At 41.3% G+C, this 15043-nt stretch carries 12 protein-coding genes; 11 read left to right on the forward strand and 1 reads right to left on the reverse strand.

Annotated elements, in window-relative coordinates:
• Nucleotides 1-355: 355 nt before the first annotated feature.
• From PSH54_RS07135 to ihfA, 5 genes are all read left to right on the forward strand, one after another.
• A complete protein-coding gene (locus tag PSH54_RS07135) occupies nucleotides 356-1411 on the forward strand; it encodes a DUF2066 domain-containing protein (protein WP_024032198.1) in 1056 nt (351 codons plus the stop codon).
• On the forward strand, nucleotides 1411-2121 hold the full coding sequence (hda, locus tag PSH54_RS07140; protein WP_273605799.1) for a DnaA regulatory inactivator Hda: 711 nt from the start codon (nucleotides 1411-1413) through the stop codon (nucleotides 2119-2121). Before PSH54_RS07135 ends, hda begins: the two co-directional genes overlap by 1 nt.
• Nucleotides 2122-2203: 82 nt before the next feature.
• Nucleotides 2204-3184: a phenylalanine--tRNA ligase subunit alpha gene (pheS, locus tag PSH54_RS07145; RefSeq protein ID WP_004587232.1), complete on the forward strand. Its 981-nt coding sequence runs from the start codon at nucleotides 2204-2206 to the stop codon at nucleotides 3182-3184.
• 15 nt (nucleotides 3185-3199) lie between these two features.
• Complete coding sequence (gene pheT / locus PSH54_RS07150) at nucleotides 3200-5587, forward strand: phenylalanine--tRNA ligase subunit beta (RefSeq protein WP_273605801.1); 2388 nt, start codon at nucleotides 3200-3202, stop codon at nucleotides 5585-5587.
• 2 nt (nucleotides 5588-5589) lie between these two features.
• Complete coding sequence (gene ihfA, locus PSH54_RS07155) at nucleotides 5590-5889, forward strand: integration host factor subunit alpha (protein WP_002960690.1); 300 nt, start codon at nucleotides 5590-5592, stop codon at nucleotides 5887-5889.
• 89 nt (nucleotides 5890-5978) lie between these two features.
• Here ihfA and PSH54_RS07160 read toward each other — a convergent pair whose 3' ends face one another.
• Nucleotides 5979-6779 carry a DUF2989 domain-containing protein gene (locus tag PSH54_RS07160; protein WP_004587234.1) on the reverse strand — a complete coding sequence of 267 codons (801 nt, stop codon included), beginning with the start codon at nucleotides 6777-6779 and terminating at the stop codon, nucleotides 5979-5981.
• Nucleotides 6780-6953: 174 nt separating this feature from the next.
• Between PSH54_RS07160 and PSH54_RS07165 the strand changes: the two genes are divergently transcribed.
• The 6 genes from PSH54_RS07165 to PSH54_RS07190 all read left to right on the forward strand — a co-directional run bounded on the left by PSH54_RS07165 (nucleotide 6954) and on the right by PSH54_RS07190 (nucleotide 15007).
• Complete coding sequence (locus PSH54_RS07165) at nucleotides 6954-8396, forward strand: glyceraldehyde-3-phosphate dehydrogenase (protein ID WP_004587235.1); 1443 nt, start codon at nucleotides 6954-6956, stop codon at nucleotides 8394-8396.
• Between the two features lie 317 nt (nucleotides 8397-8713).
• Nucleotides 8714-9841, forward strand: a complete 1128-nt coding sequence (locus PSH54_RS07170; protein ID WP_004587236.1) for a M14 family metallopeptidase — start codon at nucleotides 8714-8716, stop codon at nucleotides 9839-9841.
• A gap of 158 nt (nucleotides 9842-9999) precedes the next feature.
• Complete coding sequence (locus PSH54_RS07175) at nucleotides 10000-11667, forward strand: alanine/glycine:cation symporter family protein (RefSeq protein WP_004587237.1); 1668 nt, start codon at nucleotides 10000-10002, stop codon at nucleotides 11665-11667.
• A 59-nt stretch (nucleotides 11668-11726) separates the two neighbouring features.
• A complete protein-coding gene (locus PSH54_RS07180; protein WP_004587238.1) occupies nucleotides 11727-12053 on the forward strand; it encodes a hypothetical protein in 327 nt (108 codons plus the stop codon).
• A gap of 1 nt (nucleotide 12054) precedes the next feature.
• Nucleotides 12055-12336 (forward strand): YeaC family protein, encoded by a 282-nt coding sequence (locus PSH54_RS07185; RefSeq protein WP_004587239.1) that lies wholly within the window; start codon nucleotides 12055-12057, stop codon nucleotides 12334-12336.
• Complete coding sequence (locus tag PSH54_RS07190; RefSeq protein WP_273605803.1) at nucleotides 12326-15007, forward strand: DUF349 domain-containing protein; 2682 nt, start codon at nucleotides 12326-12328, stop codon at nucleotides 15005-15007. The genes PSH54_RS07185 and PSH54_RS07190 overlap by 11 nt, the downstream gene beginning before the upstream one ends.
• The last annotated feature ends 36 nt before the right edge of the window (nucleotides 15008-15043 follow it).

Below are 15043 nucleotides of genomic sequence, written 5' to 3' on the forward strand. Positions count from 1 at the left end.
GACTCTCTACCGCTGTGGGCACCATGACATTGCCAGGCTCCAAATACAAGAAAGCCCGACTAGCAATAATCGGGCTTTTTTACGTCCGCAGAAAAGTGAAAAATACATTCCAGATATTATTCGCACAGTCTCCACCACCTCCGTAGCGTGGGTTGAGTATCACGAAACCCGCGGATAAGGCTCACCTCACCAATAACAATCCATTTTACATATAGCTAAGTAGCAGTTTGTTTCTGTATTTAAGCTTTAAGATGAACAATATTTATTCAACATGGCTAGATTACAAATATAATTTTGCTTTGTTACTGGCTTTGATTTAGGATCAAAATAGTTTAAAACCAAGAACTAATAGCCAGTGTATAGATTATTAATTAGTGCCATATCATTTATATTTTGTTTCTCTGTGTCGGCAGTTGAAGTAACTGATCTGTATCAAGATATATTAAAAGTCGATGATAAAAGTCGAGACACGCGTTTAGCCGCTAGCCGCAAAGCATTACTCAATGTATTAGTAAAGGTAAGCGGGGATGAATCTGCTGATCAAAATAAGCTTGCTCAACAACGCACCAAAAACATTTCAGATTACATGCTCAAGTTTGAATACGACGAAAAAGCAAATGGACAGCTTAATCTAGTTGTTAAATTTGAAGCGCGTAAAATAAATGAATTAATTAAAGAATTAAATTTACCTCTTTGGGGCGTCCAGCGCCCATTAGTTGCTATTTGGTTAGGTATTGAAGATAACTGGCGTAGAGAGCTTGTTACACAAGAAAGCTATCCTCAGTTAGAGCAGCTTATATATGACAAAGCGGGTCGACGTGGTTTACCCGTTGTAGTGCCACTATTAGATTTACAAGACAGACGTTTGGTTGGCATTCCTGAAGTATGGGGTAATTTTTCAGAGCCTGTTGAAGAGGCGTCGCGCCGTTATAGTGCAGAGCGAAGCATTACAGCAAGAATGTATCAAGAACCCGACAGTGAAACCTGGATTTTAGACTGGCGTTTTACTAATGACGATTTATTTGATTCAAACCGCCTTGAAGGTGATAAACAACAAATAGTAGGCCAGATGATAGACAGCTTAGCGTTGGGATTAGCCAATGAATACGCTATCGACCCTAACGCGTATTATGAACAGGCTGCGGCTACGCTCACCTTAAAAGGCACTCAAAGCTTTGTCGATATTGAACTTGCAAAGCGTCGTCTACAAAGTTTGAGTGTAGTGACGCAAGCAACAATAATGCGCAAAACCCCAGAATTTGTTGAGTTTAAGCTTAACCACACCGGCAGTGTGGGCGATCTTAAAAAAGGCCTTGGCCTTGATAGTGCCTTTAGAGATTATGTTGACCCTCGCGCATTTTACCATGTTGTAGACAAAAACAGTCTTGAGTATCAGTGGGTCGGTGAGTAATGCTAAGTGCTGAGCCTATGCAAATGGCACTGCCAGTCACCTTACCTGATGATGAAACATTTGCTTCTTATTTTGGTGGGGAAGACTCTTTAGAGGTAAACCACCTTAAAGCGGGCTTTTCAAAGCTTGCCAACAAATTTCAGTACACTTATTTGTGCGGCTTAGGCGATTCTGGCAAATCTCACTTATTGTACGCAACCTGCATACAAGCCCAAGAGCGTGGCTTGTCAAACATGCTGTTGTCTATGCGTGAAGTTATCGACTTTGGCCCTATGGTTTTAGATGGTTTAGAAGCACTTGATGTATTATGTATTGATGATGTGCACTTAGTCGCTGGCAATGACGCATGGGAAAAAGCTCTTTTTAACTTTTTCAATCGCTTTAACGAGCCCGGAAAAATGTTAGTGGTTACGGCCGATTTGCTCCCTGACATGCTTAATATCACCTTGCCCGACTTAGAGTCTCGGCTAAAGTGGGGAACCACCTTTCAAATTCGATCAATGAGTGATGATGATAAAGCACAAGCACTGGTTAAGCGAGCGCATATGCGTGGGCTTGAACTAAGCGATGAATGCGCGCGCTTTTTATTAACTCGCTTGAGTCGTGATATGCGTGCTTTATTAGACGTATTAGACAAATTAGATCACGCATCAATGGCCGCACAACGAAAATTAACAATTCCCTTCATAAAATCAACGTTAAAGCTGTAGTAGGTCTAGAATCTAGACCCTGCTTTCAGTTATCATTAGTCAACAAAATTGTAATCACCTTCTGTGAAAGATCAGGTATCGAATGAACTTAGAAAATATTTTAGCGCAAGCACTTGAGGCAGTTGCCAGTGCCAGTGAAATCGCGCAACTAGAAGAGATCAGGGTTAATTACCTTGGTAAAAAAGGCGAAATCACAAGCTTACTTAAAACACTGGGTAAAATTGCTCCTGAAGAACGCAAAGAAGCAGGCCAAGTAATTAACCAAGCTAAGCAAGATGTACAAGCTGCCATTAACGAAAAGCGTGAGCTTTTAGCAAGTAAAGCGCTTGAAGAAAAGCTAGCAGCTGAAACAATTGATGTAACTTTACCAGGGCGCGTAATGCCTACAGGTGGCCTTCATCCGGTAACACGCACAATCGAGCGTATAGAAAGCTTTTTTGGCGAGCTAGGTTTTGAAGTTAAATCAGGCCCAGAAGTAGAAGATGATTTTCATAACTTTGATGCGCTAAATATTCCTGAGCATCACCCAGCGCGTGCTGATCACGATACCTTTTATTTTAATCCTAAGTTAGTACTGCGTACCCAAACAAGTGGTGTGCAAATTCGTACTATGGAAACAGAGCAACCGCCACTGCGAATTATTTCGCCAGGTCGAGTATATCGTAACGACTACGACCAAACGCATACTCCGATGTTTCATCAGGTAGAAGGTTTAATGGTTGATACTGATGTAAGCTTCACAGAGCTTAAGGGTATTTTACACGACTTCTTACGTAACTTTTTTGAAGAAGACATGGAAATTCGTTTCCGTCCTTCATTCTTCCCATTTACAGAGCCTTCAGCTGAAGTAGATGTTATGGGTAAAGACGGTAAATGGCTTGAAGTATTAGGTTGTGGCATGGTTCACCCTAACGTACTTAAGTCAGTAGGTATTGACCCAGAAAAATACACCGGTTTTGCTTTTGGTATGGGCGTAGAGCGCTTAACCATGCTGCGCTATGGCGTAAATGACTTACGTGCATTTTTTGAAAATGACTTAAAATTCCTAAACCAGTTCCGTTAAGAGTGAAAATATAAAATGAAATTTAGTGAAAAGTGGTTAAGAGAGTGGGTAAATCCTGCTATTGATACGCAAGCTCTTTCGGAACAGCTTTCTATGGCTGGCCTTGAGGTTGATGCAGTTGAGAGCGCGGCAGCGGATTTTAACGGCGTAGTGGTTGGTGAAGTTGTGGAATGCGCACAGCACCCAGATGCAGATAAACTTCGCGTGACTAAAATCAATGTAGGTGGCGATGAGCTACTTGATATTGTGTGTGGCGCGCCAAACTGTCGCCAAGGCATTAAAGTAGCTGTTGCAACAGTGGGCGCTGTTTTACCGGGCGACTTTAAAATTAAAAAAGCCAAATTACGCGGTCAGCCATCACACGGTATGCTGTGTGCCTTTGTTGAGCTAGGTATTAGCGAAGAAGGCGACGGCATCATGGAATTGCCAAGCGATGCGCCAATTGGTACAGACCTGCGCGAATACTTAGGCCTTGATGACAACATAATTGATGTTGACTTAACGCCAAACCGTGGTGATTGCTTGGGTATAAAAGGCCTTGCACGCGAAGTAGGTGTATTAAACAGCGTTGATGTAAACGAGCTACAAATTCCAGCTGTTAGCGGCACTATTGACGATGAAGTATCTATTGAACTTCTCAATTCTGACGCGTGTCCGCGTTACTTAGGGCGTGTAATCAAAGGCATTAGCCTTGATGCAGAAACACCGCTTTGGATGGTTGAAAAGCTTCGCCGTAGTGGTATTCGCTCAATTGACCCTGTTGTTGATGTTACTAACTATGTATTACTAGAACTTGGCCACCCAATGCATGCATTTGATTTAAATGCAATTGAAGGCGGCATTAAGGTTCGCAGTGCCAATGCAGGCGAAGAGTTAGTATTGCTTGATGGTAATACTGCAAAACTGAACGAATCAACACTTGTGATAGCCGATCATAATAAAGCCCTTGCGATTGCCGGTATTTTTGGCGGCGAGCAATCAGGTGTAACAGAAAAAACGTCTGATATTTTATTAGAAAGCGCGTTTTTTAACCCAGTCGCAATTGCAGGTCAAGCTCGTAGTTACGGCTTACATACCGATGCATCACACCGCTATGAGCGTGGCGTAGATTTTACCCTGCAACACGATGCAATGGAGCGTGCAACCGCTTTATTACTTGATATTGTTGGCGGTGAAGCAGGCCCTGTTGTAGAAGCTGTAGCTGCTGATAAACTGCCAAAAGTGACAGAAGTACGCCTACGTCGTGCGCGTTTAGACCGTGTAATTGGTCATCATATTGACGATGCGAAAGTGACTGATATTCTGACTCGTTTAGGCTTAGACGTTAAGTTTGAAAACGACAGCTGGAGCGCTGATATTCCAAGTTACCGCTTCGATATTCGTATTGAAGAAGACTTAATTGAAGAAGTTGCTCGTGTTTATGGTTACAACAGTATTCCAAATGTTGCGCCAACCGCAAAATTAAAAATGACAAAACATGACGAGTCAACAATTGCGCTAAGTAAGTTTCGCAATACGTTAGTGACACGTGGCTACCAAGAAGCAATTACGTACAGCTTTGTAGACCCTAAAGCACAAGCTATTATACACCCACAAAGTAATCCGCTTATACTGCCGCACCCAATTTCAATTGAAATGTCGGCTATGCGTGTAAGCTTAATGCCAGGGCTTTTAGCATCGGTTGCGTATAATCAAAACCGTCAACAACCACGTATTCGTTTATTTGAGCATGGTCTTAAATTTATCAGCGACGACAGTGCAGAAAATGGACTGCAGCAAGTCCCTGTCATTGGCGGTGTGATCACTGGCCTTGCACACGGCGAGCATTGGGTTGAGCAAAAACGCAACGTTGATTTTTACGACCTAAAAGGTGATGTTGAAGCCTTATTAGCAATCACCAACGATACAAGCCGTTTTGAAATTAAAGCAGAGCAGTCAGACGGTTTACACCCAGGCCAATCAGCAGTTATTTATGTTGAAGGTAAAAAGGTAGGATTTTTTGGTGCTCTTCATCCTCAAGTGCAAAAATCGTTAGATATCAATAACGCAACTTTTGTATTTGAAATAGAAATGTCTGCAATAGAAAAAAGAAATTTACCGCAAGCTGTAGGGGTTTCAAAATTCCCTTCAAATCGCCGCGACATCGCGATTTTAGTGGCTGACAGCGTTAATTCAGGTGATATTTTAAGCACAATAGAAAAAGTTGGCGGAAATCAATTGGTTGACCTAAACTTATTCGATGTGTATAAGGGCAAAGGTATTGAGCCAAATTATAAGAGTTTGGCGATTGCTCTAACACTGCAGGCGGTTGATAGAACACTCGAAGAGAAAGATATCAATCTGGTAGTTGATAACGTGGTGGCCACATTGGCCGAAAAGTTTAATGCATCGTTGAGGGACTAGATATGGCGCTTACTAAAGCCGACATAGCTGAACACCTATTTGAAAAGCTCGGGATCAATAAAAAAGATGCCAAAGATTTAGTTGAAGCGTTTTTTGAAGAAATCCGCTCAGCGCTTGAAAAAGGCGAGCAGGTTAAGCTCTCTGGATTTGGTAACTTTGATCTTCGTGATAAAAAAGAAAGACCAGGCCGTAACCCGAAAACAGGAGAAGACATTCCTATTTCGGCGCGCCGCGTGGTGACCTTTAGACCAGGTCAAAAGCTTAAAACCCGTGTAGAAGTGGGCACAAGCAAAGCAAAATAAAAAAGGGCAGCGTAAGCTGCCTTTTTTATTTAAAAAACCATCTGGCATCATGTTTTAAAACACATTTATTGCCAGGGGGTTTTGCTTACCTAAAATTCTCGCGGCGATACAAACTCACCGTTTTGTATTTGTTCATACGTTTGTTGAGCAAGGGCATCGAGCGCATCTAAATTTTTACCATCGCTCATCAGTTGGTGCTCAATGGGTAGTAAATCTATATTCTCAATGCCAGCGCTTTGCGCCACTTTCGAAAAAATGTAAGCGTGCTTATATTTATCATGTTTATAAAATAAGCTGATTAACGAGGTATACACTTCAGGGTTTGGCTGTTGGCCTTGTTTATTTAGCTCAAGCGTTTTATATAGCAAATCAATTGTTTTTTCGTCATCAAACTTAATGTAATAAGAGGCTAGATAAAACTGCATTTCTGCACTATTGGTTACGCTTTCATCATTTTCCATTGCAAGTAAACGAGTCAGCGCACTTTGCTCATTGTTACGTGACCAATGATAGTAAAGCAAACCTGGGTGGTTAGTGTTTTTTGTGTCTTGATAAAGTCGGGTCATCTCTTTAATGCTAGTAAGCTGACCTTCAATACGCGATGTTGTTTTAGACTTTAGTTTAATATGTTCTATTTTTGCGGCTAAAGTAATACATTGATTATACGACTCAAATCCCTTAAGCAATTGGTATTTGTTTTCATCTGTGGGTTTTTTATATTCTATATAGCGTTTTAAAATAACCTCTGAGCGCTCATTTTTACAATGGCTATCTTTATTTAAATCACTACAAAAGCCAGGTGTTTCTTTACATACCTGAGCGAGAGTCAGTGGTTCTTCGCATCCTGTTAACGCTAGCATTGTTAGTATTGCGCTTGCTCTTAAAACCATCCCTTAACCTCAAATGAATATATACATTACTATTCTAGCGCAATCATTTGTGCGCTAACAGTAGAGAATAACTTTAGATTAACTTAGAATAGCTCTGCCTGAAGTGCATTACTCTCAAAATCTAATGCATTTTTAAAGGCTATCCGTTCAAAATGATTAAATTAGGTAAATAAAATGACCTCATCTCACGAATTAGAATATACAAATAGTTGGCAAGAACGCCAAGATTACGCTGAAAGCATGCAACCTATCATTGGTAAGCTTTATCGTAACCGTGGTATAGAAATCGCTGTATATGGCCGTCCTCTCGTTAATGCCAGTACTATCGATATTATCAAATCACACAAAACTGTAGCGCAATTTGAAGGCACTAAATTACGTTTACGCGAAAGCTTTCCGTTTTTAGAAGCCATTAGTAAAATGGAGCTAAACTCAGCACGTATTGATATTGGTAAACTTGCTTATAGCTATTTGTACAGCGATGCTGCTAATGGCCGCACAGTTGATGAATTTGTTAAAGACGAATTAGCCGAAATTGCAGACTCACCAGCCAAAGAGCCGCGGGATGTTGTATTGTATGGCTTTGGTCGTATAGGGCGTTTGTTAGCACGTTTACTAATCGAAAAATCAGGCCCTTATGCCGACTTACGTTTACGCGCAATTGTGGTACGTGGCGGTAAAGAAGGCGACCTTGAGAAACGTGCAAGCTTACTGCGTCGTGATTCAATTCATGGTCCATTTAATGGCTCAATCACAATTGATACGCAGCGTAATGCAATTAAAGCGAATGGCAGCTACATCCAAGTGATTTATGCTAACTCGCCAAGTGAAGTTGATTACACCGCTTACGGTATCGAAAATGCGCTCGTAGTTGATAACACTGGTATTTGGAAAGACGAAGCAGGCCTTGGTCAGCATTTAGAGTCTAAAGGGGCTGCAAAAGTACTATTAACAGCACCGGCTAAAGGCAACATTAAAAACATTGTTTATGGTGTAAATAACCAAGACATTAAGCCTGAAGATAAAATCGTGTGTGCAGCAAGCTGTACCACCAATGCGATTACGCCAACGCTTAAAGCATTAAACGATAAGTTTGGTATTAATAACGGCCACGTAGAAACCGTACACTCTTACACAAACGATCAAAACCTTATTGATAACTACCACAAAGCAGAGCGTCGTGGACGTGCTGCTGCACTTAATATGGTAATTACCGAAACAGGCGCAGCTAAAGCGGTATCTAAAGCGCTTCCTGAGCTTGAAGGTAAGCTAACAGGTAATGCGATTCGTGTGCCTACACCTAATGTGTCGCTTGCTATATTAAACTTAAACCTTAATAGCAGCACGTCTGTTGAAGAGCTAAATGCGTTTTTACGCGAAACAGCACTGCATTCAGAGCTGCGCGACCAAATTGACTACACCGCATCAACCGAAATCGTATCTACCGATTTAGTCGGTAGCCGCTATGCAGGTGTTGTAGACTCGCAAGCAACAATTGTTGAAGGTAACCGCGTTGTTTTATACGTATGGTACGACAATGAATTTGGCTACAGCTGCCAAGTAGTTCGTTGTATGCGTGATATGGCTGAAGTTGCTTTCCCAAGCTTACCTCGCTAATTTAAACGCAATTATACTAAGCCAGCTTTTTTGCTGGCTTTTTTAGTCGCGTTATATTTTTAAAGTGTACCCTGTGTGGTAGGCTTTAATTATTGAAATGCTTATTTGATTTCATTCAATAATGCATTTTACTATTTAACCTGCATTCTGCTTGAGATAACTTAATTATCCACAGTACAGGTTTTTAAATAGTGTCAGTTCTGCACTTTTAGGCCGCTCTTTTTTGTAATTTAGTGACCAAAAATAGAGTCAATTTAATCCAAAATATCAACGTGCCTAACAAAGCAGATAAACTTATTCTACCTTAAGGTTTTTTCATGAAAATCAGCAGCAATTTTGATAGTGGTAACATAAAGGTTATCGAAGCCAACGATCCGTTAAATATTCAATTAGAGATAAACAACGATCACCAGTCTGAATTTTACCAGTGGTTTCACTTTCGTCTAGAAACAACGCCTTATCAACTGCATAAGTTAAACATTAATAACTTAGAAAACTCAGCCTACCCAGATGGATGGGAAGGCTACCAAGCTGTTGCCTCATACGACCGTCAAACATGGTTCCGTGTGCCTTCAAATTACGAAAATGGCACGCTTACCTTTGAACTAGAGCCTGAATGCCCCAGTGTATATTTTGCTTACTTTGCGCCATATAGCTACGACCGTCATTTAGATTTATTAGCCTGGGCGCAAAGCGAAGAGCTTTGCCAATTACAAACATTAGGTGAAACACTTGATGGCCGTGATATGAGCGTGCTTAAAATTGGTCAGCCTAGTGAAGATAAAAAAACAATCTGGATCACAGCGCGCCAACACCCAGGCGAAACTATGGCAGAATGGTTTGTAGAAGGGCTATTACACAAACTACTAGATGATGAAGACCCGCATGCCGCTGCTCTTTTATCAAAAGCTGTATTTTATGTAGTACCAAACATGAACCCAGATGGCAGCGTACGTGGTCACCTTCGTACTAACGCAAAAGGCGTTAACTTAAATCGTGAATGGCAAACGCCTAGCATGGAAAATAGCCCAGAAGTGTATTTAGTCCTGAATAAAATGCGCGAAACTGGCCTCGATATGCATTTAGATATACACGGTGATGAAGCTATTCCTTATAACTTTGTGGCAGGCAGTGAAGGTATTCCAAGCTACGATGACCGCTTAAAAGACTTAGAAGATAGCTTTAAAGCAGCGCTACTTACTATAACGCCAGAGTTTCAAGATGAGCACGGTTACGATAAAGACGAGCCGGGCAAAGCTAATTTAACAGTTGGCTCATCTGCAACGGCAGAAGAATTTAAAGCACTTACTTACACAATTGAGATGCCTTTTAAAGACAATAACGACTTACCAGACCCAGATTACGGCTGGTCAGACCGCCGCTCGTATCAATTTGGTCAAGATACTTTAGCGGCAATCGTAAATGTCGTTGATAAATTAAGATAAATTAGTATAAGGTAAGGGCAACATTAAAATGTTGCCCTTTTTTATTACAAAATTAACAAATAATAAAAGTGCGCAATAGCTTAGTTATCGTATTACCTAGCTCTGAGTAAGTAATAAACAATCAACAGTCTCAAATAAAATAATAAGAGGTATTTAGCGTGGATGCATTCGGACAACTTTTAGATAGCCTAGATGGCATGTTAGGGGGCGCAGTTTGGTTTCCCTATGTGCTGCTAGGAGTCGGTCTATTTTTTACTATTTATTTAAAGTTCCCACAAATTCGTTATTTCAAACATGCGTGTAAAGTAGTTACAGGCAAATTTGATAAAAAAGGCACTGAGGGTGACACAACTCATTTTCAAGCACTGGCTACTGCGCTCTCTGGTACGGTAGGTACAGGTAACATTGGTGGTGTAGCCTTGGCTATTTCTATTGGTGGCCCCGCGGCATTATTTTGGATGTGGATGACGGCATTTTTTGGTATGACCACCAAATTTGTAGAAGTTACGCTTTCACATAAATACCGCGAAAAAACCCAAGATGGCACCATGGCCGGTGGCCCTATGTATTACATGGATAAACGCCTAAACATGAAGTGGCTTGCTATTTTATTTGCCGTTGCCACTGTAATTAGCTCTTTTGGTACGGGCAGTTTGCCACAAATAAATAACATAGCGCAGGGTATGGAAGCCACATTTGGTTTTGCACCTATGGCAACCGGCGCGGTGTTATCTATTTTACTTGCGTTGGTTATTTTAGGTGGTATTCGTCGTATTGCTGCTATTACATCACGCGTTGTGCCCATTATGGCCGTGATTTATATCATAGGTGCGTTAGGTGTTATTTTTTATAACATTGAAAACATCGGCCCTTCGTTTGCGTCAATATTTGTTGATGCATTTACAGGCTCTGCTGCAGCCGGTGGCTTTTTAGGTGCCTCTTTTGCGTATGCATTTAACAGAGGTGTTAACCGTGGCTTGTTCTCAAATGAGGCCGGTCAAGGTTCTGCACCCATTGCCCACGCATCGGCAAAAGCTGATGAACCCGTGTCTGAAGGAATGGTTTCAATTTTAGAGCCGTTTATCGATACCATTATTATTTGTACATTAACAGGCTTAGTTATTTTATCGTCGGGTGTGTGGAATGAAAAATTCGAAACACATTTTGAACGATCGTCAATGAGCATTATTAAAGGTGACTACTCAGAAACCAACGAAGCGCAGCGCCAAGAGCTATACAATTACCTAAACGGTAATGATAGCAAGGTAGAGCTATTCAACGGCAACATTGATGTAGTTAATGGCGAGCCAACAAGTAATGGCTTTACCGTATTACATTCACGCTCAATTGGTGAAGACATACGTTTTGGTATTACCGACAAACATAAGTACACAGGGATTGTTGAAGTTAAAAACGGTATGCCAACCGACGACAGCATTAGTTTAATTGGTAAATCGTTAGTGCACTCAGCAGAGCTGACAACCAAAGCGTTTACCCGAGGCTTTTTTGGTGATAGCGGCCAATACATAGTATCGATAGGCTTATTGCTATTCGCGTTTTCTACTGCCATTGCGTGGTCGTACTACGGCGACCGTGCCATGATTTACTTACTTGGTAATCGCTCAGTTATGCCGTATCGCGTATTTTATGTTGCTGCGTTCTTTTGGGCTTCGTTTGCCGATACCACTTTAGTATGGAAATTAGCAGCCGTTGCAATTGTCGTTATGACCTTGCCTAACTTATTTGGCATTATGTTATTGCGCAAAGAAATGAAACAATCCGTAGATGACTACTGGGTTAAATTCAAAAAAGACAACGAGCAATAAAACAAGTACAATAAAAGGCGCCGCAAGGCGCTTTTTTTATGCGTAGTATGGAGAGTAGTATGGCGATTATTCATTGCCCCAAATGTGCAAAATCAATTTCAGATAAACATCAGCAGTGTCCGCATTGCAATAGTAACATTGGCGCGCTTAACTCTGAGCAGGTACAACAGCTTCAGCGCGAACAGCGAATTAAAAAACAGCAAATGTTTATGAACCATTCTTTCTTGGCGCTCATACTATTTTTAGGTGGCTTTTTTTGCTTATACTTTTTACAACCCGCAAAAGAAACCCTGCAATGGTACGCGTATACAGTAGCGATTGGTGTTGGCTGTATTTGGTACTTAGTAAACCGCGTTATTTTAGTGACTCTAAAAAAGAAAAGATGACATGAATATTGACAACCTTGTACAAAATATAACCCCAGAATTATTTGAGCGTTTACAGTACGGTGCTTCAACCGGTAAATGGCCCGATGGCACGCCGCTCTCTGATGAGCAAAAGCAACAAACGGTGCAACTTGTTATGCTTTACCAAGCTAAAATAGCGCAATCGAACGAGCAATTTACCATTGGCGCTAATGGCGAAATGATCCAAAAGACAAAAGCACAACTACAAAAAGAATTTAAATCAGAAAACGAAATAGCTAGGTTTAGTGAACATGATCTTTAAACACCTTTTTACACCTAAGTGGAAACACCCAAAGCAGCAAGTTCGTCTAGACGCAATCGAAAAACTTGATGTAGAGCGCGACGCATCAATTTTAAGCACATTAGCGCTGGAAGATAACTCAGCCGAAATACGCCGCAAAGCATTACAAAAAGTAAATAACTTACCACTGTGGTGGAAAGCCTATAAACAAGATCACGCGCTAAAAGATGTAGCCGAAATACAAATTTCAAACGCAGTGTTAAACAACGAAAGCGCACTGAGCACGCAAATTAAAAGTGAGTATATAGACCGTTTTGCACCGGTTAAAACACTAGAAAAACTCGCCTTTGCAGAGAAAGAACTGCAAGTACGCGTTAAACTTTTAAAGCGCTTAGCTAATCCTAAATTAATTGAAAAAGCGTTTAAAGAGGGCAGCGAAGAGCTTCAAAGCCAACTTGTAGAGCTCGTTATAACGCATCAACTTATTAAGCCATTAGTAAAGCACGCTAAAGGCGATGCTAAGCAGCAGCTTGAGCAACACATTGAAAACGAACGCTTAGCGATTGAAATGCCCGCTCAGGTAGAGAGCGCAACACGCGTTATTTTAGCAAAGCTAAATGCCCTGCGAGATAAAAACGATTACGCCATAGTAAACCCACAAGCCGGCGAATTAATGGCGCAGTGGCAAGCACTTGAACTTAAATGGTTAAGCGAAGAGCACGTTAAAGAGCTAGATAAAAAATACATCAGCATTACTGATAAGCTCGATGCGCATATTGCTACGTTAAAAGCTCAGCACGAGCAACAACAGCAGCGTTTAGCCGAGCAACAACGCCAATTATTAGCTCTGGCAACACTTGAGGCATTGAGCGAAGAAATAGAAAACGCGTTGCAATTAGGCTTAGAAACCCCAGAGCAAATTCAGCAAGATTGGTTAGAGGCTAAAGTAGCGCAAGCTAAGCAAACGTTAACCGATGCCCAACACGGCGATAACGCACAAACTAAGCAAGTTATTACAAAGCTTGAAAAACTATTCAATCAGGTGGCTAAACTACCAGAGCTTAGTAGCGCAATTGCACAGTATAAAATTGCTTTTGAACAGCTTAAAGCAATTGAACCTGCGCAGCAGCTAGCTGATTACGATGATGTTTTAACTCGTTTTAATAACGCATTTAAACAAACTCGTAGCCATTTAAATGTGGTTGATGGGGCATTGCAGCAAAACTTTAAATCGCAATTAAATACGCATAAAAAGCAGTTTTTAGCGCAAATGAGTGAGCTGACAAAACCGCTTGAAAAAAATCAAAGCACAGCCAAACGTAAAGCACGCGATGTAAAACGCCTTATTGAGCAAGGCCGCTTTAATGTTGCTTTTGGTGTATTTAAAGGCTTTGAAGAGTTGTTTGATAAGTTAACACCGCAATTTCAGCAGCCACTCGTAAACTTAAAAGCCGATTTAGAAGCACAACTTGCAGAAGCAAAAGATTGGCAAAAGTACGCAGCCGCGCCAAAACGCGAAGCCTTACTTGAAGAAGTGGCAGGGTTAGTCGACCAGCCGTGTGACGACCCACAACAGCGTGCTGAGCAAGTTAAAGCGTTTCGTAAGCGTTGGAACGAGCTTGGCCGTTTAGATACAGAGCAAGAAAAACAACAAGGTGAGCAGTTTGATAGCAACATAGAGCTGTTGTTTGCACCGTGTCGTAGTTACTTTGCCGAGCAAGAAGTGGCGCGCGAAGCTGCAAAAGCCCAGCGTGAAGTACTGATAAACGATATGCAAGCACTAAGCGAGCAAGACACCGCTATTGAAAGCTTTGATTGGAAGCAGTTTGAAAGCCAATACAACCGTTTAAATAAAGCGTGGCGTAGCGTGGGTAAAGTTGACCCTAAAACATACCGCGTATTAAACGAAAGCTTTAAAACACAGCAGCAGAGCGTACTTGCTATATTAAATGCATACCATAAAGGTAACGCAGCACAAAAAAATGCCTTAGTGGAGCGCGCCTCAGCGCTTTCGCAAAGTGAAGATTTAGCTGCAGCATGCCAAGAGTTAAAGCAATTACAACAGCAATGGCAAAGTATAGGTTTTGCAGGTTTAAAAGCCGAAAATGCGCTGTGGCAAAAGTTTCGCCAGTATAACGATGAAACCTTTAGCAAACGTAGCAGTGAGTTTGAGCAGCAAAAGCTGGCTCAAAACGAAACAGATAAACAAGCTGCAATAGAACTGGCTGAGCTAGAAAGTGCCCTTGAGCAAGTTAATCAAAAAGCCCAATTGCACGACCTAGAAACCAAAGTAAAAGGCTACGCACAATATAAATCGCTTGCGTCAAAAGTGGCGGCATTATTAAGTGCTATTGACGAAAAGCTAGCTTTACTAACAAGCCAAGCGCAGCATGCGCAATTTGAAGCGCTGATCACTGCACTTGAAAACAACGATGTAGTGCCAAGCCAATTTCAAGCTCCGTTAGCGACGTCGCTTAGTAGTGAACAGCTTATTACAAGAATGGAAATTCTTGCCAATGTAAGCTCGCAAAATGCAGCGCTTAGAATGGCAGAGCAAGTAGCCATGCTTGATGATAAACACCGTGGTGAGCATGCTGACTTAAACTATTATTTAAAGCAGCTATTAGCGCTCAGTAAGGGTTCAGTTGAGCCTGACACACTAGCTAAAATTAAAGCTATTTTTACAGCATAATATGTAATTAACTTGTATGAACTACAGGTATTGCAT

The organism is Pseudoalteromonas sp. Angola-30, from assembly GCF_028599215.1.
GTDB lineage: Bacteria > Pseudomonadota > Gammaproteobacteria > Enterobacterales > Alteromonadaceae > Pseudoalteromonas > Pseudoalteromonas atlantica.

Bases quoted from the DNA above. Each gene is read 5' to 3' on its own strand.
- PSH54_RS07160 (WP_004587234.1), bottom strand. From the start codon at position 6,779: ATGGTTTTAAGAGCAAGCGCAATACTAACAATGCTAGCGTTAACAGGA.
- pheT (WP_273605801.1), top strand. From the start codon at position 3,200: ATGAAATTTAGTGAAAAGTGGTTAAGAGAGTGGGTAAATCCTGCTATT.
- PSH54_RS07165 (WP_004587235.1), top strand. From the start codon at position 6,954: ATGACCTCATCTCACGAATTAGAATATACAAATAGTTGGCAAGAACGC.
- PSH54_RS07170 (WP_004587236.1), top strand. From the start codon at position 8,714: ATGAAAATCAGCAGCAATTTTGATAGTGGTAACATAAAGGTTATCGAA.
- hda (WP_273605799.1), top strand. From the start codon at position 1,411: ATGCTAAGTGCTGAGCCTATGCAAATGGCACTGCCAGTCACCTTACCT.
- ihfA (WP_002960690.1), top strand. From the start codon at position 5,590: ATGGCGCTTACTAAAGCCGACATAGCTGAACACCTATTTGAAAAGCTC.
- PSH54_RS07185 (WP_004587239.1), top strand. From the start codon at position 12,055: ATGAATATTGACAACCTTGTACAAAATATAACCCCAGAATTATTTGAG.
- PSH54_RS07180 (WP_004587238.1), top strand. From the start codon at position 11,727: ATGGCGATTATTCATTGCCCCAAATGTGCAAAATCAATTTCAGATAAA.
- pheS (WP_004587232.1), top strand. From the start codon at position 2,204: ATGAACTTAGAAAATATTTTAGCGCAAGCACTTGAGGCAGTTGCCAGT.
- PSH54_RS07190 (WP_273605803.1), top strand. From the start codon at position 12,326: ATGATCTTTAAACACCTTTTTACACCTAAGTGGAAACACCCAAAGCAG.